Source organism: Clostridium neonatale (assembly GCF_001458595.1).
Taxonomy (GTDB): domain Bacteria; phylum Bacillota; class Clostridia; order Clostridiales; family Clostridiaceae; genus Clostridium; species Clostridium neonatale.
The window spans coordinates 710,159-728,069 of sequence record NZ_LN890328.1; the positions used below are offsets into that span (position 1 = coordinate 710,159).

General features: G+C 28.7%; 22 protein-coding genes. All 22 read left to right on the top strand.

Features of this window, described 5'->3' with window-relative positions; genetic code table 11:
- Positions 1-138 precede the first annotated feature (138 nt).
- Positions 139-696, top strand: a complete 558-nt coding sequence (gene efp, locus BN2920_RS10440) for an elongation factor P (RefSeq protein ID WP_058294947.1) — start codon at positions 139-141, stop codon at positions 694-696.
- Positions 697-778: 82 nt separating this feature from the next.
- Positions 779-1,141 carry a CD1247 N-terminal domain-containing protein gene (locus tag BN2920_RS10445; protein WP_058294948.1) on the top strand — a complete coding sequence of 121 codons (363 nt, stop codon included), beginning with the start codon at positions 779-781 and terminating at the stop codon, positions 1,139-1,141.
- Between the two features lie 134 nt (positions 1,142-1,275).
- Positions 1,276-2,745 carry an IS1182 family transposase gene (locus BN2920_RS10450; protein ID WP_058294949.1) on the top strand — a complete coding sequence of 490 codons (1,470 nt, stop codon included), beginning with the start codon at positions 1,276-1,278 and terminating at the stop codon, positions 2,743-2,745.
- Between the two features lie 191 nt (positions 2,746-2,936).
- Positions 2,937-3,872 (top strand): stage III sporulation protein AA, encoded by a 936-nt coding sequence (gene spoIIIAA, locus BN2920_RS10455; RefSeq protein WP_058294950.1) that lies wholly within the window; start codon positions 2,937-2,939, stop codon positions 3,870-3,872.
- Entirely contained in the window at positions 3,860-4,378 is a 519-nt protein-coding gene (locus BN2920_RS10460; RefSeq protein ID WP_058294951.1) for a stage III sporulation protein AB, read from the top strand. Before spoIIIAA ends, BN2920_RS10460 begins: the two co-directional genes overlap by 13 nt.
- Positions 4,379-4,409: 31 nt before the next feature.
- On the top strand, positions 4,410-4,607 hold the full coding sequence (spoIIIAC, locus tag BN2920_RS10465; RefSeq protein ID WP_058294952.1) for a stage III sporulation protein AC: 198 nt from the start codon (positions 4,410-4,412) through the stop codon (positions 4,605-4,607).
- 9 nt (positions 4,608-4,616) lie between these two features.
- The gene (gene spoIIIAD / locus BN2920_RS10470; protein ID WP_058294953.1) at positions 4,617-5,000 is read left to right on the top strand and encodes a stage III sporulation protein AD; all 384 of its coding nucleotides are present in this window, start codon (positions 4,617-4,619) and stop codon (positions 4,998-5,000) included.
- Positions 5,001-5,009: 9 nt separating this feature from the next.
- Positions 5,010-6,236, top strand: a complete 1,227-nt coding sequence (spoIIIAE, locus tag BN2920_RS10475) for a stage III sporulation protein AE (RefSeq protein ID WP_058294954.1) — start codon at positions 5,010-5,012, stop codon at positions 6,234-6,236.
- 5 nt (positions 6,237-6,241) lie between these two features.
- Positions 6,242-6,832: a stage III sporulation protein AF gene (gene spoIIIAF / locus BN2920_RS10480; RefSeq protein WP_307992925.1), complete on the top strand. Its 591-nt coding sequence runs from the start codon at positions 6,242-6,244 to the stop codon at positions 6,830-6,832.
- Positions 6,833-6,844: 12 nt separating this feature from the next.
- Complete coding sequence (gene spoIIIAG, locus BN2920_RS10485; protein WP_058294955.1) at positions 6,845-7,444, top strand: stage III sporulation protein AG; 600 nt, start codon at positions 6,845-6,847, stop codon at positions 7,442-7,444.
- A 39-nt stretch (positions 7,445-7,483) separates the two neighbouring features.
- On the top strand, positions 7,484-8,008 hold the full coding sequence (locus BN2920_RS10490; RefSeq protein ID WP_058294956.1) for a SpoIIIAH-like family protein: 525 nt from the start codon (positions 7,484-7,486) through the stop codon (positions 8,006-8,008).
- An 86-nt stretch (positions 8,009-8,094) separates the two neighbouring features.
- Positions 8,095-8,475: an Asp23/Gls24 family envelope stress response protein gene (locus tag BN2920_RS10495; protein WP_058294957.1), complete on the top strand. Its 381-nt coding sequence runs from the start codon at positions 8,095-8,097 to the stop codon at positions 8,473-8,475.
- A gap of 120 nt (positions 8,476-8,595) precedes the next feature.
- Positions 8,596-9,000, top strand: coding sequence for a transcription antitermination factor NusB (nusB, locus tag BN2920_RS10500; protein WP_058294958.1), 405 nt, complete (start codon positions 8,596-8,598; stop codon positions 8,998-9,000).
- Positions 9,001-9,024: 24 nt separating this feature from the next.
- Positions 9,025-9,873, top strand: coding sequence for a bifunctional methylenetetrahydrofolate dehydrogenase/methenyltetrahydrofolate cyclohydrolase (locus tag BN2920_RS10505; RefSeq protein WP_058294959.1), 849 nt, complete (start codon positions 9,025-9,027; stop codon positions 9,871-9,873).
- Positions 9,863-11,068 (top strand): exodeoxyribonuclease VII large subunit, encoded by a 1,206-nt coding sequence (xseA, locus tag BN2920_RS10510; protein ID WP_058294960.1) that lies wholly within the window; start codon positions 9,863-9,865, stop codon positions 11,066-11,068. Before BN2920_RS10505 ends, xseA begins: the two co-directional genes overlap by 11 nt.
- A 2-nt stretch (positions 11,069-11,070) precedes the next feature.
- Positions 11,071-11,292: an exodeoxyribonuclease VII small subunit gene (gene xseB / locus BN2920_RS10515; protein WP_058294961.1), complete on the top strand. Its 222-nt coding sequence runs from the start codon at positions 11,071-11,073 to the stop codon at positions 11,290-11,292.
- Complete coding sequence (locus BN2920_RS10520; RefSeq protein WP_058296900.1) at positions 11,282-12,151, top strand: polyprenyl synthetase family protein; 870 nt, start codon at positions 11,282-11,284, stop codon at positions 12,149-12,151. The genes xseB and BN2920_RS10520 overlap by 11 nt, the downstream gene beginning before the upstream one ends.
- Positions 12,152-12,167: 16 nt before the next feature.
- Entirely contained in the window at positions 12,168-14,021 is a 1,854-nt protein-coding gene (dxs, locus tag BN2920_RS10525) for a 1-deoxy-D-xylulose-5-phosphate synthase (protein ID WP_058294962.1), read from the top strand.
- 11 nt (positions 14,022-14,032) lie between these two features.
- Positions 14,033-14,842 carry a TlyA family RNA methyltransferase gene (locus BN2920_RS10530; protein ID WP_058294963.1) on the top strand — a complete coding sequence of 270 codons (810 nt, stop codon included), beginning with the start codon at positions 14,033-14,035 and terminating at the stop codon, positions 14,840-14,842.
- A gap of 16 nt (positions 14,843-14,858) precedes the next feature.
- Positions 14,859-15,713, top strand: a complete 855-nt coding sequence (locus BN2920_RS10535) for an NAD(+)/NADH kinase (protein WP_058294964.1) — start codon at positions 14,859-14,861, stop codon at positions 15,711-15,713.
- On the top strand, positions 15,710-16,162 hold the full coding sequence (locus BN2920_RS10540) for an arginine repressor (protein WP_058294965.1): 453 nt from the start codon (positions 15,710-15,712) through the stop codon (positions 16,160-16,162). The genes BN2920_RS10535 and BN2920_RS10540 overlap by 4 nt, the downstream gene beginning before the upstream one ends.
- Before the next feature lie 18 nt (positions 16,163-16,180).
- Positions 16,181-17,872: a DNA repair protein RecN gene (gene recN, locus BN2920_RS10545; RefSeq protein WP_058294966.1), complete on the top strand. Its 1,692-nt coding sequence runs from the start codon at positions 16,181-16,183 to the stop codon at positions 17,870-17,872.
- Positions 17,873-17,911: the final 39 nt, after the last annotated feature.

Genomic DNA, 17,911 nt, shown 5'->3' on the forward strand with positions numbered 1-17,911 from the left:
TAATAGGAGCAACAAATATTGCAATTATTTGAGGAGTTTGATAAAATAATTTTGTTATGTCAGTTATTAAGTAAATTATTAACATATAGTTGTTAATTTTAGTATGTAACGATTTTATAAATTTGGAGGTATATATTAATGATATCAGCAAGTGACTTAAGAAAAGGGACTACTTTTGAATTCGATGGACAAGTGTTTACAGTTCAAGATTTCTTACACGTAAAACCAGGTAAAGGGGCAGCATTTGTAAGAACTAAACTTAGAAACGTAATTTCAGGAGGAGTAGTAGATAGAACTTTCAACCCAACTGAAAAATTACAAGACGTTGTAATTGAAAGAAAAGAAATGCAATATCTTTATTCAGATGGTGAATTATATTACTTCATGGATCAAGAAACTTATGAACAAATTCCTTTAAATTTTGAAAAAGTTGAAGATGCAATAAAATTCTTAAAAGAAAATATGTTTGCAACAATTAAATTCTACAAAGGTGAAGCTTTCTCAGTAGAAGCACCAAACTTTGTTGAATTACAAATTACTCATTCAGAACCAGGAGTTAAAGGAAACACTACAACTAATGCATTAAAACCAGCTACTGTTGAAACAGGTGCAATAGTAAATGTTCCTATGTTTGTTAACGAAGGTGATACAATAAGAATAGATACTAGAACTGGTGAATACATGGAAAGAGTTTAGTTATTACAAAAGTTGTTAAGCATAAGCTTAACAACTTTAATTTTATAAGAATAGAAATTTCTATAAAAAGGAAGTGGGATGCATGGAAAAGATAAAGAAAGAACTAGAAGAATTAAAAGATTCTTTAAATACTTTGGTAAATAATCAATACAAAGAATATTTTACAAGAATTACTTCTATATTAGATAATATGAATGAAAAAATTGAAGAGTTAACTGTAAATCAAGAGTCACTTGATGAAAATATAAGATTTATGGATTCAGATTTAAGTAACATTCAAGAGGAGCTTTTTGAAGAAGTTTCAATTGATGAACTAAATGATATAGAAGATCAATATACAGAGATAAATTGTATTCATTGTAATAACCCAATCTTTATTGAACAATCTGCATTAGAAAATAATAGTGAGATTCCATGTCCTTATTGTAATAAAAATATAAAATAAATTTTTGTAGGAAGCCGTTATAAGTACTTAAGGTATTTATAACGGCTCAGACTGTTGACAACTAACTTCAAAATGAAGTTAGTTGTTTATTTTTATGTTAAAATATGATAGTAAAAGTAAGGTGGTGTTTCATTATGATGGGAATTAAAAAGAAAGCAGATAGAACACAAATTGAAATGTTAAGTTTAGATGATCTTGTTCCTAAAAATCATTTAGTTAGAAAAATAGATGCAGCAATAGATTTAAGTTTTATTTACGATGAAGTAAAAGATCTATACAAGCCTTACGGGCGCGAAAGCATTGATCCAGTAGTTTTGATAAAAATAGTAATGATTCAATATCTTTTTGGTATCCGTTCAATGAGACAAACACTTAAAGAAATTGAGGTTAATTTTGCATATCGTTGGTATTTGGGATATAACATGCATGAACAATTACCTCATTTCTCAACATTTAGTAAAAACTATTCAAGAAGATTTAAAGATTCCGATTTATTTGAAACTATCTTTGCAAGAATATTGTGCGAAGTTAATAAATACGGTTTTATTGATGATGAGAATATCTTTATAGATGGAACACATATAAAAGCTAATGCTAATACTCATAAATATAGAAATGAAGTTATTGAAGAATCTGCAAGAGTATATGAAAAATCATTGAAAGAAGAAATTAATAAAGACAGAGAATTACATAATAAAAAACCACTTAAAGAAAAAGAAACTTCAGAAGAATTAAAAAAAAACATTAAAGTAAGCACTACCGATCCTGAAAGTGGATTATTTCATAAAGGTGAACATAAAAAAGTATTTGCATATACTGCTAACACAGCTTGCGATAAGAATAACTATATTTTAGGCTTTGAATTGACACCTGGGAATGTCCATGATTCAGTTTCATTTTGGGGAATATATGAAAAAGTTAAGAAAGAACATAGCAATGTGAATGGTATTGTTGTAGATTCGGGATATAAAATCCCTGCGATTGCGAAGCAAATAATTGATGATGGAAAGACACCAATAATGCCTTATAAACGCCCTATGACTAAACAAGGATTCTTCAAAAAATATGACTATGCTTATGATGAATACTATGATTGTTATATTTGCCCTAATAACCAAATATTAAAATATTCTACAACTAATAGAGACGGTTATAAAGAATATAAAAGTAACAAAAAGACTTGCGCTAATTGTCCATTTCTTAATCAATGTACTCAAAGTAAAAATCATGTAAAAGTAATATGCAGGCATGTTTGGGAAGAATACATGGAGCAAGTAGAAGATATAAGACATATAAAAGGTATGAAAGAAATCTATATGTTACGAAGTCAAACAATTGAACGTGTATTTGCGGATGCAAAAGAAAAGCATGGTATGAGATATACACAATATCGTGGAATAAAAAAGGTTAAGATGGAACTTAACCTCTTATTTGCATGCATGAATTTAAAAAAATTAGCCACATGGCTGGATCGGAATGGATTATTGCCTACCGGTTCGGACAATTTATTGGCTAATTTAATGAAAAATATAGAAAAAATTCTATTAATAATAGCAAAAGGGGTAAATGCAAATTTCATTTACCCTCTTTTGTCTACAAACTGAGCCGTTATAAGTACTTAAGGTATTTATAACGGCTTTTTATATTTTAAAAATAATATAAATATATATGGTGACTGACATGTTAAAAATTAAGTGATTTTAATTTACATATTTTTTTTATATTTAAGTAATATTTTTATGCTTTCATAAATATTAATTAAGTATGAGAACAGGAGAGGAGGCAGTAAGTAAATTTGAATAATGTTGAAGAAGTATTAGCTGTATTGCCAAATAAATTATGTGATAGATTAAAAGATAGAATTTTATATGAAGAAATTTATGAAATAAGAATTAAAATAAATAAACCAATATTAATTTATTCAAAATTTGGAGAAAGTAATACAGGCTATATAGTAACTAAGGAAGAAATGAAAAATTTAGTTCAGAAAATAGTTGGGTTTTCATTATATGCATATGAGGAAGATATACGGCAAGGTTTTATAACAATAAGAGGAGGACATAGAATAGGATTAGCTGGTGAATGTGTTATGGAAAATGGCTATGTAAAAACCATACGCAATATTTCATCAGTAAATATAAGAATATCAAGGCAGATTATAGGAACTTCAGATAAAATAATGAAATTTATAACTTCTAATAATAGAGTCTACAATACAATTATTATTTCTCCACCCAAATGCGGTAAAACAACTATCTTAAGAGATATAGCCAGAAACATATCAGATGGAATAAATAATCTTAGAATAGTTAAAGAAAAATTTGATGGGAAAAAAGTAGTTGTTATAGATGAAAGAAGTGAGATAGCAGCATGTTTTATGGGGATACCTCAAAATGATCTGGGAGTTAGGACTGATGTCTTGGATAATTGTTTAAAGAGGGAAGGGCTTCTTATGGCAATAAGAAGTTTATCACCAGATGTATTAATTTGCGATGAGATTGGAACAACGGGGGATGTTGAGGCGCTTACTGCAGCTTTTAATTCAGGCGTAAATATAATAACTACAATACATGGATTTACAATAGAAGATTTATATAAAAGACGTGTACTCTCGGGCTTATTAAATAATAATGTTATTGAAAGGGTAATTGTTCTTAGTAATAGAGAGGGAGTAGGAACCATCGAAAATATATATTCCTTAAATGGAGGTGAGAAAGAATGTTTAAATTAGCACTTTCAATTGGAATATTTGTTATAACTTCCTATATAGGATTCATGTATGGTGAGACATTTAGAAAAAGGCAAAATCAGCTTAAGGAAATATTGAAGACCTTGGTGCTTTTAAAGAATGATGTATTGCAATGTGCTACACCACTTACAGAGGCATTAGGAAATTTAGATAGAAAAACTGATGAGCCAATATGCAGTTTAATAAATGATACTAAAAATAGACTTGCAGAAGGAGATATTGATAGCATATATGATGCAACTAGTGAATCATATAAAAATGTAAGAAATGAATTTAATTTAGAAGAATATGACTTGAAGCTAATGAGAGATTTTTTACGGTCGCTTGGAAATTCAGGAGTATATGGGCAGGAAGCATTATTTAATATGACAATAGAAGAATTAAAGATACATTTAGAAGATGCAAATGAGGCTGCTAAGAAAAACATAAAATTATATAGGTATATAGGTATGTGTTTAGGGGCTATGATAGTTATATTTTTAATATAAAATAAGAATTTCTATGGAGGGGAGAGTTTAAATGCAGGATTTTAGTATACTTTTTAAAATTGGTGGAGCAGGAATACTACTTGTAGTATTAGATAAAGTACTCACAAGTAGTGGAAAGGGCGAAATAGCAGCGATAACAAATATTGCTGGGATTGTTATTATATTACTTATGATAGTTTCAATAATAGGAGATTTATTTAATACAGTTAAAACTATGTTTGTTATGTAGGTGATTATTATGCTGATAATAAAAGTAATTTGTCTGGCGTTTGTAGCTTTATTTATAACTCTTTTATTAAAACATAGTAAAAGTGAATTAAATCCAATTATATTTCTTACAGCTGGAGCTTTGATTTTAGTTGTTATGATAGAGCCGCTTAAGGAAATTATAAATTTTGTTAGAACTGTTGCAGAAAAGGCTAATATTGATAGTGTGTATATAGGTATCGTACTAAAAATTTTAGGGATAGCATATTTGGCGTCATTTTCCAGTGCGTTATGTAAAGATGCAAATGCTGATTCTTTAGCAGCACAAATTGATTTTTCAGGAAAAATCATGATTTTGCTTTTAGCTGTTCCAATACTTATGGCTGTATTAAATTCAATATTACAAATAATGTAGGTGTTTGCTATGGAGATGATAAAAAGAGTAACAGTATTTTTACTAATTATAATTACAGTTGGTTTATTTCCGCCATTTGGCGGAGGTTATATACGCGAGGTATATGGAGAGGTAACAGAAGATAATAACAAAGATAAGCAGGCAGAAACACAAATAGAAGATATAGGCGGAAAGGCACAAAGTGAAATAGAGTCTTTATATGAATATATAAATAAGATGAAAACAGATGTTGAAATAATGCAGGATTTAGATCCAATTGATTATATTCAAACCTATATAAAAGAAGGACATGGAACTATTTCATTTGAAGTTCTTGCAAAAGCATTTTTAAGTGTTTTGTTTAAAGAAGTAAGAACAGTATTAAAATTATGTTTTTCAATAGTTATTATTGCAGTATTATGTTCGCTTATTAAAAATTTACAAGAGTCATTTGCAAGTGAAAGTATTTCAGAAGTAGCTTTTTATGCATGTTATGCGATTATAATAATGATTTTATCTAAAAGTTTTATAGTGTCAATTTCAGTTGCAAAAGATGTAATTAATAATATTTCAGATTTTATGTCAGCGCTGCTTCCAATATTAGTTACAATGATTGGGCTTACAGGTGGAGCAATGCAGGTAGCAACTTTAGATCCAATTATCATTGTATGTGTAGTATTTATACCAAAGCTTTATGCAGATGTTATAATTCCAATGATTCTTATGCAATTTGTGTTAGAATTTGCAAACAATTTATCTAAAGAACATAAAATAGGGAATCTGTGCAGTTTATTAAAACAATGCATAGTGTGGTTTCAAGGCGCTATAGTAACAATATTCATAGGTATTTTAACCATAAGGGGAATAACATCAAGCACCTTAGATGCTGTTACATTAAAAACTGCAAAATTTGCTGTAGATAATTTTATTCCCATTGTCGGAAAAGCTTTTTCTGATGCAATATCATCAGTTGCTGGATATTCTTTAATTATAAAAAATGCAATAAGTTCAATTGGACTGTTAATAATAATTATAATAATGTTATATCCTATAACAAAATTGGTTTTAATGACGTTTATATATAAGCTTTGTGGAGCTTTAATTGAGCCTATAAGCGATTCAAGAATAACAAAATCTTTAGAAGCAGCTGGAAAATCAATGACGCTTATAACATCATGTGTTCTTACAGTAAGTTTAATGTTTTTTGTTCTTATTGCTATTATGGCATCCTCAGGAAAATATATTATTGGAGGATAGATAAAGTGACGTTCATAGAAAGTTTAAAAGGGTTAGTTACAACACTTACAAGCATGCTTGTATTTATAGGTGCAATAGAAATAATAGCTCCAGATAATAAAATGAAAAAATATATTAAATTTATTTTAGGATTAATATTGATAACTGTTATATTAAATCCAATATTAAATTTTATATCTAATGGAGAAGAAAACATTTTGAGTACGCTTTCTAAATACGAAAGGTCTATTTCAAATGAAGAAGTATATAAAGAGGATATAAATGTGTTTAATAATAAAAAAAATGATAATGAAGCAATAAAAAATACTTTTATAGAAAATTTTAATAAAAACTGTGATAAATTACTTAAAGATAAGTTTAAGAATATGACTTTTAAAAGCGAAGTTGAATGTGATGTCGATTTTAATTCTATGTCATATGATATTAAAAAATTAAAAATAGGAATAAATGATAATAAAGTAAAAAAGATTGAAATTGGAATTGAAAGAGATAATAAAAGAGAGGACAGTGATGAGTATGAAGAGGTAGTAGATTTTATCTCTGATGAACTTGAAATATCAAAAGAGAAGATAGAAATATATGAATTAGAAGGGTAAGGAGGGTGGCATATGGACAAATTTAAGAAAGAACTAAAAAAAATATTAGAACAAAAGGGCTTGAATACATTAATAGTAATATGCCTTATTATGGGCTTTATGTTAGTTGCTTTAAATGTATTATTACCATCTAAGGATAACTCTATTACTAATATGTATTCGGGAAACTATAAAAACAATCAAAATGAAGTAGAGCAAGTTAAAAACACTGAAGAAGATTATGAAGAAAATCAAAAAAATAATTTAAAAAATATACTTAAGAAGATTGAGGGAGTTGGTGATGTAGATGTTATGATAACATTTGAAAGTGGTGAACAAAAGGTACCAGCTTATGATAAAAGCACTCAAATATCTAAGACTGAAGAAAACGATACATCTGGCGGAACGAGAGTAAATAATCAAAATACAGATGGAAGTAAAGTAGTTATGACAACTAAAGATGGGGATAATGAGCCATTTATATTGACAACATATAAGCCTAGAGTAATAGGTGTAATAGCGGTTGCAGAAGGTGCTGAAAATAGTAAAACAAAGTATGAGATTGAGCAAGCTATTTCTAAATTATATGACTTAAGTTTAGATAAGGTTAACGTATATAGTATGAAGAAATAGCATATAATGATAAAGGAAAAAGGATGGGAGGAATTTATTATGACAAAAAAACAATGTGGGATTATCTTTACTTTGCTAACATTAATATTATGTGTAGGGATGTTAGCTGCAAAGCTTAATAAGGGAGGATTGAATGATCCGACAGATTTAAGCCAGGTATTATCATCAGAAAATATTCAAAATGTGGAAAACACTGAGGATACAGAAGCTCTAAATCAAACAAATTATTTTTATGAATCAAGAAGTTTAAGAGAACAGCAAGATTCATCAACAATACAAAGTTTAAAGGCAATAATTTCTGATGAAAACACATCACAAGAAAAGAAAGATGATGCAACTAAAGAATTAACTAAAAAGACTATGGTTAAAGATAATGAAGGCAGAATAGAACTAGGAATTAAAAATAAAGGATATGAAGATGCTTTATGTATGCTTGAAGATAGTAAAGCAACAGTAATAATTAAAAGTTCTAAACCAATAGAACAAAAAGATAGCGTAGATATTCAAGAAATTGTACAAAATGTATCAAATATTAAGGATGTTATAATAGAAGTTCAAAAATAATATGTTTGTAATGTTAATTCATATTTGATATAATAAACACAAGATTAGCATGTTTTGTTATTACAAAACTAAGGAGGCCAAATTGCATGGAAGATTTCAATAAAAATGAGAATATTGGAGTTGTTAAGATTTCTGATGAGGTAGTAAGTGTTATTGCAGGAATAGCAGCCCAAGAAATTGAAGGAGTTATAGATGCTCAAAATGGAGTAGCAGGAAACATAACAAACATATTTAAAGGTAAAAAAGGTACTGCAAAAGCAACTAAAGTAACATTAGTTGAGGATAAAGCAATTATTGATATGAATGTTGCTGTTGAGTATGGGAAAAAGATTATGGATTTAGTTTCTCAAGTTCAAGAAAATGTTAAAAAGACAGTAGAAGCTATGACTGGATTACAGGTGGAATCTGTAAATATTTTTGTTCAAAACATTTACTTACCTAAAAAAGAAGAAAGTGAAACAGTCTAAAATTTATTTTCACCCTCTGAAACTTTCAGAGGGTGTTTCCATGCTTAATGGTTTAAAAGAACATAAAAGTGTGTATAATTATAATGTGCAAACAGTATGATACATATTTAGGAGGATTACATGAATAGAAAATTATCAAGAGAAAAATCAATGGAAATATTATTTAGCATGACTTTAACTAAGGATAATGCGAGTGATGCAATAGAAAATTTCACTGAAAATTATGAAGGTAATATAAAAGATATAGATTTAGATTATCTTAGAAAGATAATATATGGTGTTGAAGGAAAGAAAGAAGACATTGACAAAGCTATAGAAGAAAATTTACATAATTGGAAAATGAATAGAATATCAAAAGTTAATTTAAGTATTTTAAGATTAGCTGCATATGAATTATTATTTGATGAGGAGATACCAACAAATGTGGCTATAAATGAAGCATTAGAAATAACAAGAAAATATTCTGATGAAAAAAGTGTATCATTTGTTAATGGGGTTTTAGATAAAATTAAAAATAAAAACTAAGTTAAAGAAGAGGGAGAGTTAAAGATGGGGCAAATTATAAATGGAAAAGAAGTTGCATTTAAGCTAAAAGAAAGCATAAAGGAATTTGTGAATGAAAGAAGAGAAAAAAATTTAAAAATACCTAAAATTGCTTCAATATTAGTTGGTAACGATGGTGGATCCATTTATTATATGGAAGCACAAGAAAAGGTGGCAACATCTCTAGGTGTAGAATTTTTAAAAATAAAGATAAATGAAGATGCTTCTGATGAAGAAGTAATCAAAGAAATACATAAACTAAACATGGATAATAATATTCAAGGGATTATTCTACAGTTACCTCTTCCGAGTAACTTTGATGAGAAGAAAATAATAAAAGAAATAAGTGTAGAAAAGGATATAGACTGTTTGACTTTTGAAAGTCAGGGAAAACTATACATGGGAGAACCAAATTTTTTACCGTGTACTCCTAATAGTGTAGTTACATTAATAAAGAGCTTAAATGTGGATATAACAGGGAAAAATGTTGTTGTTCTTGGAAGAAGTAATATAGTAGGTAAGCCAGTGGCTCAATTATTACTTAATGAAAATGCAACAGTTACTATATGTCATTCAAAAACTAAAAATTTAAAAGAAGTATGTAAGGCAGCAGATATATTAGTGGTTGCTATAGGTAAACCTAAATTTATAGATGAAAGCTATGTAGATAGTAATGCAATAGTAATAGATGTTGGAACTTCAAGGTTTGAAGGAAAAATAACTGGTGATGTTGATTTTGATAAAGTAATAGATAAGTGTAGTCTTTTAACACCAGTTCCAGGTGGAGTTGGGGCCTTAACTACTACACTTTTAATAAATAATGCATGTGAGGCGTTAAAAAAACATGAATATTAAAACTTTAACTGTAACAGAAGTAAGCAATTATATTAAACGAGTTATAGATAATGATTTTATTTTAGGCAATCTCTCTGTAAAAGGGGAGATTTCTAATTTAAAATTTCATAGTAGCGGTCATATTTATTTCTCTCTTAAAGACGAAAGCAGTAAAATAAATTGTGTTATGTTTAAAAGTAAGGCAATGTATTTAGATGTTGATTTAGAAGAAGGTATGCAAATTGTAGTTAAAGGAAAAGCTTCTATTTACCCTGCTACAGGAAGCATGCAGATCTATTGCGAAGAAATAAATAAGGAAGGTATAGGAGATCTCTTTATTAAATTTGAAAAGCTTAAAAAGAAACTTGAATCAAAAGGATACTTTGAATTTTATAATAAAAAAGAACTTCCTAAATATCCAAGACGTATAGGTGTTGTAACTTCACCTACAGGAGCTGCCATAAGAGATATAATTAATGTTATTAAGAGAAGAAATGGTATGGTGGATATAGTTTTATATCCAGCAAAGGTTCAAGGGATAGGAGCTTATAAAGAAATAATTGAAGGAATACAATATTTTAATGAAAAGAATAATGTTGACTTACTAATAGTAGGCCGTGGTGGCGGCTCAATAGAAGAACTTTGGAATTTCAACGAAGAAGCTTTAGCAGAAGCAGTCTATAATTCTAACCTTCCAATAATTTCAGCTGTGGGACATGAAGTGGATTTTACTATATGTGATTTCGTAAGTGATGTTAGGGCGGCAACACCATCTCAAGGTGCAGAGATTGCTGTGCCACTTGAAAATGATATAAAACAGGAAATCGAGAGAATATCATTATATTTAGATGATACAATTTATAATAAAATTAAAAATTGCAAAAACGAGATTATTTCTATGGAAAGGATTTTAAAAATACATTCTCCTTTATCAAAGATAGAAAATTGCTATTTAGAAGTTGATAAACTTAAAGATAGACTGGATTTTGCATTGAAAACAAAGTTAAATACAGAGAAACAAAGGTTAGAAAGTTTAAATAGTTTATTAATAGCTCATAATCCTGTAAATGTACTTTCTAGAGGATATGCTATAATAGAAGATGATGATACCTTAATAAAAAGTAAAGAACAATTAAAAGAAGAAAAAAAATTAAAGATTACTTTTAAGGATGGAAAGATAGAAGGTAAATTTATGCCATCAGATAAGGAGTTTTAATTATGGCTAAAAAGGAAAGCTATGAAGAAATGATGAATAAACTTCAAGTTATACTTGAAAACTTAGAAAGGGATACATATAATCTTGAAGATGCTATGAAATCATATGAAGAAGGCGTTAAACTTGTAAATAAAATTTACAAGACACTAGATTCATATGAAGGCAAAATTTCTGTAATAAAAGAAGAAAAAGAAATGGAGTTTAAAGATAGTGATAGAGATTAATGCTTTAATAGATGAAATTAATATATATTTAGAAAATTATTTCAAAGAAAAGGGCACCTATAATAAAATTATATATGATGCTTCAAGCTATAGTCTAAATATCGGAGGAAAAAGGATAAGACCTCTTTTACTTATGTTGTCTTATTACATATATAAAGAAGAATATAAGAGTGTAATTGAAATGGCAGCAGCTATAGAAATGATACATACATACTCATTAATACATGATGATCTTCCTTGCATGGATAATGATGATTTAAGACGTGGAAAACCAACAAATCACAAGGTTTTTGGAGAAAATATCGCAGTTCTTGCTGGAGATAGCTTGTTAAATGAAGCTATGATTATTATGATGAAATATTCATTAGAGCATTCTAAGAATGCGTTAAAAGCATCTTATGAAATTGCAAAAGCAGCAGGTGCAGAAGGTATGATTGGTGGGCAGGTTGTTGATGTTATTTCTGAAGGAAAAAAGATTTCTAAAGATGAACTTGAATATATGCATTTAAATAAGACCGGGGCTTTAATAAAATCTTCAATATTAGGAGGTGCAACACTTGCAGATGCGCCTGAAAATGATTTGAAATTATTAAATAAATATGGAGAAAAATTAGGATTAGTTTTTCAAATAAAAGATGATATTTTAGACGTTGTGGGAAACACTAATATACTAGGGAAAAATGTTCATGCTGATGAAGAAAATAATAAAACTAATTTTATTACAGTATATGGACTTGAAAAATGTGAAGAATTATGCAAAGATTTAACAGAGGAGTGTATAAGTATACTTAAAGATTTAAGTGTTGATACAAGTTGCCTCATTAACTTAACAAAAAAATTGTTAGATAGAGAAAAATAATAAAGGAAATGGTATTATGAAGTTATTAGATAAGTTAAGTTTCCCAGAAGATCTGAAAAAACTTAATGATAAAGAATACGTGACTCTAAGTGAGGAAATTAGGGAATTCTTAATAGACAGTGTTTCAAAAACAGGTGGACACTTGGCATCTAATTTAGGCGTTGTAGAACTTACATTAAGTATGTTTAAGGCATTTGATTTTAAAAAGGATAAAGTAATTTTTGATGTTGGGCATCAAAGTTATGTATATAAAATTCTAACAGGTAGAAAAGAAGGATTTAAAAAGTTAAGGCAATATGATGGGATGAGTGGTTTCCCAAAAAGAAATGAAAGTAAGTATGATTTTTTTAATACTGGACATAGTAGCACTTCAATTTCAGCAGCCCTTGGAATTGCACGTGCAAGAGATTTAAATAATGAAGATTACAATGTTATAGCTGTTATTGGAGATGGCGCACTGACTGGTGGTATGGCTCTTGAGGCACTCAATGATGTCGGATTTAATAAAACTAAACTCATAATAATATTAAATGATAATCAAATGTCTATTTCTAAAAATGTAGGAGGGCTTTCAAAATATCTGAATAATATAAGGATGGCACCTAAGTACAATAAATTAAAGACAGACATAAATGCTTCTCTTGAACATAGTGAAATAGGAAAGAATATTGCTGGAAAAATATCTAAAGTTAAAGATAGCATAAAACAGCTAGTTGTACCATCAATGTTGTTTGAAAATATGGGAGTAAAGTATATAGGCCCAATTGATGGTCATGATATAAGTACTATGGCTGATGTTTTATGTAAAGCAAAAGAGGTTGAAGGACCAGTAATAATACATACAATAACCCAAAAAGGAAAAGGGTATGCTTTAGCTGAAGAAAGTCCAATAAAATATCATGGAGTAGGTCCATTTAATCTAGATAGTGGAGAAATGATAGCTTCTCAGAAAAATAGTTATTCGAAAGCATTTGGAACTGCACTTATAAAGTTAAGTGAAGAAAATAAAAAAATCGTAGCTATTACTGCAGCTATGCCAGAAGGAACAGGACTTAGTTGTTATGCAAAAAAATTTAAAAATAGAATATTTGATGTTGGAATAGCAGAAGAACATGCAGTAACTATGGCTGCTGGAATGGCTAGCAATGGTTTAAAACCTATTGTTGCTATTTATTCTACATTTTTGCAAAGAGCATATGATCAAATAATACATGATGTATGTCTTCAAAATCTACCGGTAGTTTTTGCAATAGACAGAGCAGGAATAGTTGGAGAAGATGGTGAAACTCATCAGGGAATAATGGATGTTTCATTTCTTTCTACAATACCTAATATGACAATAATTCAACCAAAGTGTTTAGGCGAAGTCCATATGTTATTAAAATACGCATTAAGTTTGAATAAACCTGTTGCTATAAGATATCCAAGAGGTGGAGATCTTATAAATACTTTAGAACCACTAAAAGATATTAAAGAAGGTAGGTGGGAGTTAATTTCTAAGGGAAATAAGGTTTGTGTTATTGCAGGTGGAAGAATGCTTCAACATGCTAAAAAAGCTTCAGATATGCTATATGAAAAAGGTGTAAATGTAGATCTAATAAATGCTACATTTATTAAACCCATAGATGAAGAAATGCTAGATAGAATTGCTCAAAAGGAATATAATATATTAATAATAGAAGACAACATGCTTCAAGGTGGATTAGGTAGTGCAATAACTGATTATTTAAGCAAGACTAATTTTAATAAAAAGGTAAAATGTCTTGGATATGAAGATTTTGTACATCAGGGTAATTTAGATATATTATACAAAATGCATAAATTAGATTTTGAGAATATAAGCAAAGAGATTTTAGCACTTTATGATTAAAGGAGATAAATATGGCTGGAAAAAAAGAAAGACTTGATGTACTTTTAGTAGAAAAAAATATAATTTCTTCCAGGGAAAAAGCAAAAGCTTGTATAATGGAAGGAAAAGTATATGTAGATGGACAAAAAGTAGATAAAGCAGGTGAAAAGGTAAATAGTGATGCTAACATAGAATATAGAGGAGATACTTTAAAATATGTTAGCAGGGGTGGCCTTAAACTTGAAAAAGCAATGAATGAATATGATATATCTTTAGAGAATAAAGTCTGTATGGATATAGGAGCATCAACAGGTGGTTTTACGGATTGTATGCTTCAAAATGGTGCATGTAAGGTTTTTTCAGTTGATGTAGGATATGGACAGTTCGCATGGAAACTTAGAACTGATGAGAGAGTTGTTTGCATGGAAAGAACTAATATAAGATATGTTACTCCTGATGATATTGGGGAACTTTTAGATTTTGCATCTATTGATGTATCATTTATATCACTTAAAAAAATAATGCCTGCAACATTGAATTTATTAAAGGAAAGCGGAGAAGTTGTGGCACTTATAAAACCACAATTTGAAGCAGGGCGTGAAAAGGTCGGGAAAAAAGGTGTTGTACGTGAAAAAGAAACACATAAAGAAGTTGTATATGGAATAGTTGATTATTTACTAGAACAAGATTTAAATGTTTTAGGTGTAAATTATTCACCAATTAAAGGACCGGAAGGAAATAGAGAATACCTTGTTTATTTTACAAAAGATAAAGCGAAGATAAGTGAGTTTAAAAGAGAAGATGTAGAAAGTGTGGTAGAAGCATCACATATAGAAATCTAATTTCTGTGGAGGGGCTATGAAAAATATAGGAATTGCAATAAATCCTTCAAAAGATAAGGATAGTACAATACTCAATATGGTAGTTGATAAGCTTAGAGAGAAGTTTAATTTAGATAACATACATATTTTTAATTGTTTTGATATAGATAAGCAGGAAATAAGCAACATTGATTTACTTGTAGTTCTTGGAGGCGATGGAACACTCCTTGGAATTGCAAGAAATTTAAAAGAAGATTTTAAAGGTGCAATTCTTGGAATAAATATTGGAAATTTGGGGTTTTTATCAAGTGTGGATATATCAGATATAGATAAAGCACTTACAAAACTTGAAGAAGGAAGCTATAGGATAGTAGACAGGATGCTTTTAAGTGCACATATAATGTGTGATTCCAAAGTAGAAAAATTTAAAGCTTTAAATGATATAGTTTTAGCAAGAGGAACATTATCAAGAATGGTTAAATTTAAGATATATGTTGATGGTAATTTGTATTCAACATTTAAAGGTGATGGACTTATAATTGCAACGCCTACAGGCTCTACAGCATACTCATTTTCTGCAGGAGGTCCTTTTATTTATCCAGATTTAGAACTAATAACCATAACTCCTATATGTCCTCATACAAAAAGTATGCAGACAATTGTATTAAAAGGTGATAGTATAATTGAAATATATGCAGAAAATGGAGAAGAAAAAATATTTTTAACAGTAGATGGTCAAAAAGCTATTGAGGTGAATCAAAAAAATTCGGTTAAAATAAGTAAATATGAAAAGAAAGTTAAATTACTTTTATTTGACGACTATGATTACTTTAAAGTTTTGAGAAGCAAGATTTTAAATAACTCTAAAGAATGTGATGGTGATGAAATTTGAAATCAAAAAGACATGCGAAAATATTAGAAATAATAGGAACTAGAGAAATTGAAACTCAAGAAGAATTAGCAGAGGCACTAAAAGAAGAAGGATTTGATATAACACAAGCAACAGTTTCTAGAGATATTAAAAATTTAAAACTTATAAAAATGCAATCAGCTAGTGGAAAATCTAAGTATGTTGTTTCTTCAGGAGAGCAAAAAAATATTATAGATAGATTAAGTAATATTTTATCAAACACTGTTCTTTCTGTAGAGAATATAGATAAAATGATTATTGTAAAAACAATAACAGGATCAGGTCCAATAACAGCAGAAGCAATAGATCAGCTTGAAAATGCGGATATTGCTGGAACTGTTGCAGGAGATAATACTATTTTTATCATGGTAAGAACTCTTGAAGGTGCTGAGCAATTAGCATCTAGAATAAGAAGTAGAATATCATTGTAAATCTAAAGGTGGGGTTAAATGCTAATTCAGTTAAACATTAAAAATTTTGCATTGATAGAAGAAATGACAATTGATTTTAGCGAAGGTTTTAATATTCTTTCAGGTGAAACTGGCGCAGGTAAGTCTATTATGATAGATGCTATAGATTTTGTTCTTGGAGGAAAATTTTCTAAGAGTCTAATTAGAACTGGCAAAGAAAGAACCTATGTTGAAGCTTTGTTTACGATAGAAAATGATAGTATAAAAAAGATATTAGAAGAACTGGATATAGAATATGATGATATTGTTATTGTAAGTCGCGAAAGTCATCAAAATGGTAAAAATCTTATAAAAATAAATGGAAAAAGCTTTATTACATCACAACTTAGAAAGCTTGGATGTAAACTATTAGATATACATGGACAACATCAAAATGCAGATTTGCTTCAAAGAGCAACACATATAGTTCAATTAGATGATTTTATTGGTGAATCAATATATGATATAATTAAAAAATTTACATTTGAAAAAGAAAAGCTCTTAGAAGTTCAAGATAAAATAAAAAGAATTGAAGGTAATGAAGACAGGGAAAAATTATTAGACTATTTAAAATTTCAAATTGAAGATATAGAAAAAGCAAAATTAAAAGAAAATGAAGAGGAAAATTTAAAAGAAGAATATAATATATTAGCAAACGCAGAAAAGATAAATAATGCTTTGCTTTCGGCTCATAATTTGCTTAATAATAATGAAGAATTTACAGTTATAAATTCTCTTTCAAAAGTTTTACATGAACTTTCAAGTATAGAAAATCATTTTGAGAAAATTAAAAGTAATAAGGAATCAATTGAAGGTGCGTTTTATACACTAGAAGAATGTTCTCGTGAGATACGTGATATGGCTGAAGAGATTGTATTTGATAATGATGAGTTAGAAAAAGTTAATAGCAGAATATATGAAATTAATCAATATAAGAAAAAATATGCGCCGAGTATTCCAGAGATTCTTGAATATCATGAAAAGATAAAAAGGGAATATGATGAAATAATTAATTCAGAGAAGATAATAAAAGAATTAAAGGAAAAAGAACTTATAATAATAAATAAGATGAAGGAGATTTCATTAAAACTTCATGAAATAAGAAGTAAAAAGGCTAAAGAATTGCAAGAAAATATATTAAGTGAATTGAAATTTGTAGGCTTGGAAAAATCTAGGATGGAAATAAGGGTTGAAATAAAAGATAATTTTAATGAACGCGGTTTTGATGAAGTTACATTTTTTATCTCAACAAACCCTGGAGAACCGCTTATGCCACTTGAAAAAGTCCTTTCAGGTGGAGAACTTTCAAGGATAATGCTGGCTCTTAAATGTGTTTTTGCGGAAAAGGATAAAATTCCAACATTAATTTTCGATGAAATTGATACTGGAATAAGTGGAGCAGTTGCACAAAGAGTTGGTGAAAAAATGTATCAATTATCTAATACACATCAAATAATATGTATAACTCATCTTCCACAAATTGCTGTATTATCAGATTATCATTACTTTGTAATGAAAAAAGTAAATAATAATAAAACATTTACTGAAATTAAAGTGCTATTAAAGGAAGAAAAAGAAATAGAAATAAGTAAGATGCTTTCAGGAGATGAGGTCACAGAAGCTACATTGAATAATGTAAGAGAAATGATTAAGCTTAGTGATTTAAAAAAAATTGAAATAAAAAATAAATAAATAAATTAATACATATAGTGATGTATTTTGGTAAAAATA

Coding starts and splice junctions, on each gene's coding strand:
- xseA (WP_058294960.1), top strand. CDS start 9,863: ATGAATATTAAAACTTTAACTGTAACAGAAGTAAGCAATTATATTAAA.
- spoIIIAC (WP_058294952.1), top strand. CDS start 4,410: ATGCAGGATTTTAGTATACTTTTTAAAATTGGTGGAGCAGGAATACTA.
- spoIIIAE (WP_058294954.1), top strand. CDS start 5,010: ATGGAGATGATAAAAAGAGTAACAGTATTTTTACTAATTATAATTACA.
- BN2920_RS10445 (WP_058294948.1), top strand. CDS start 779: ATGGAAAAGATAAAGAAAGAACTAGAAGAATTAAAAGATTCTTTAAAT.
- recN (WP_058294966.1), top strand. CDS start 16,181: ATGCTAATTCAGTTAAACATTAAAAATTTTGCATTGATAGAAGAAATG.
- nusB (WP_058294958.1), top strand. CDS start 8,596: ATGAATAGAAAATTATCAAGAGAAAAATCAATGGAAATATTATTTAGC.
- BN2920_RS10530 (WP_058294963.1), top strand. CDS start 14,033: ATGGCTGGAAAAAAAGAAAGACTTGATGTACTTTTAGTAGAAAAAAAT.
- BN2920_RS10460 (WP_058294951.1), top strand. CDS start 3,860: ATGTTTAAATTAGCACTTTCAATTGGAATATTTGTTATAACTTCCTAT.
- BN2920_RS10505 (WP_058294959.1), top strand. CDS start 9,025: ATGGGGCAAATTATAAATGGAAAAGAAGTTGCATTTAAGCTAAAAGAA.
- BN2920_RS10535 (WP_058294964.1), top strand. CDS start 14,859: ATGAAAAATATAGGAATTGCAATAAATCCTTCAAAAGATAAGGATAGT.
- spoIIIAG (WP_058294955.1), top strand. CDS start 6,845: ATGGACAAATTTAAGAAAGAACTAAAAAAAATATTAGAACAAAAGGGC.
- BN2920_RS10495 (WP_058294957.1), top strand. CDS start 8,095: ATGGAAGATTTCAATAAAAATGAGAATATTGGAGTTGTTAAGATTTCT.
- spoIIIAD (WP_058294953.1), top strand. CDS start 4,617: ATGCTGATAATAAAAGTAATTTGTCTGGCGTTTGTAGCTTTATTTATA.
- BN2920_RS10450 (WP_058294949.1), top strand. CDS start 1,276: ATGATGGGAATTAAAAAGAAAGCAGATAGAACACAAATTGAAATGTTA.
- BN2920_RS10490 (WP_058294956.1), top strand. CDS start 7,484: ATGACAAAAAAACAATGTGGGATTATCTTTACTTTGCTAACATTAATA.
- xseB (WP_058294961.1), top strand. CDS start 11,071: ATGGCTAAAAAGGAAAGCTATGAAGAAATGATGAATAAACTTCAAGTT.
- dxs (WP_058294962.1), top strand. CDS start 12,168: ATGAAGTTATTAGATAAGTTAAGTTTCCCAGAAGATCTGAAAAAACTT.
- efp (WP_058294947.1), top strand. CDS start 139: ATGATATCAGCAAGTGACTTAAGAAAAGGGACTACTTTTGAATTCGAT.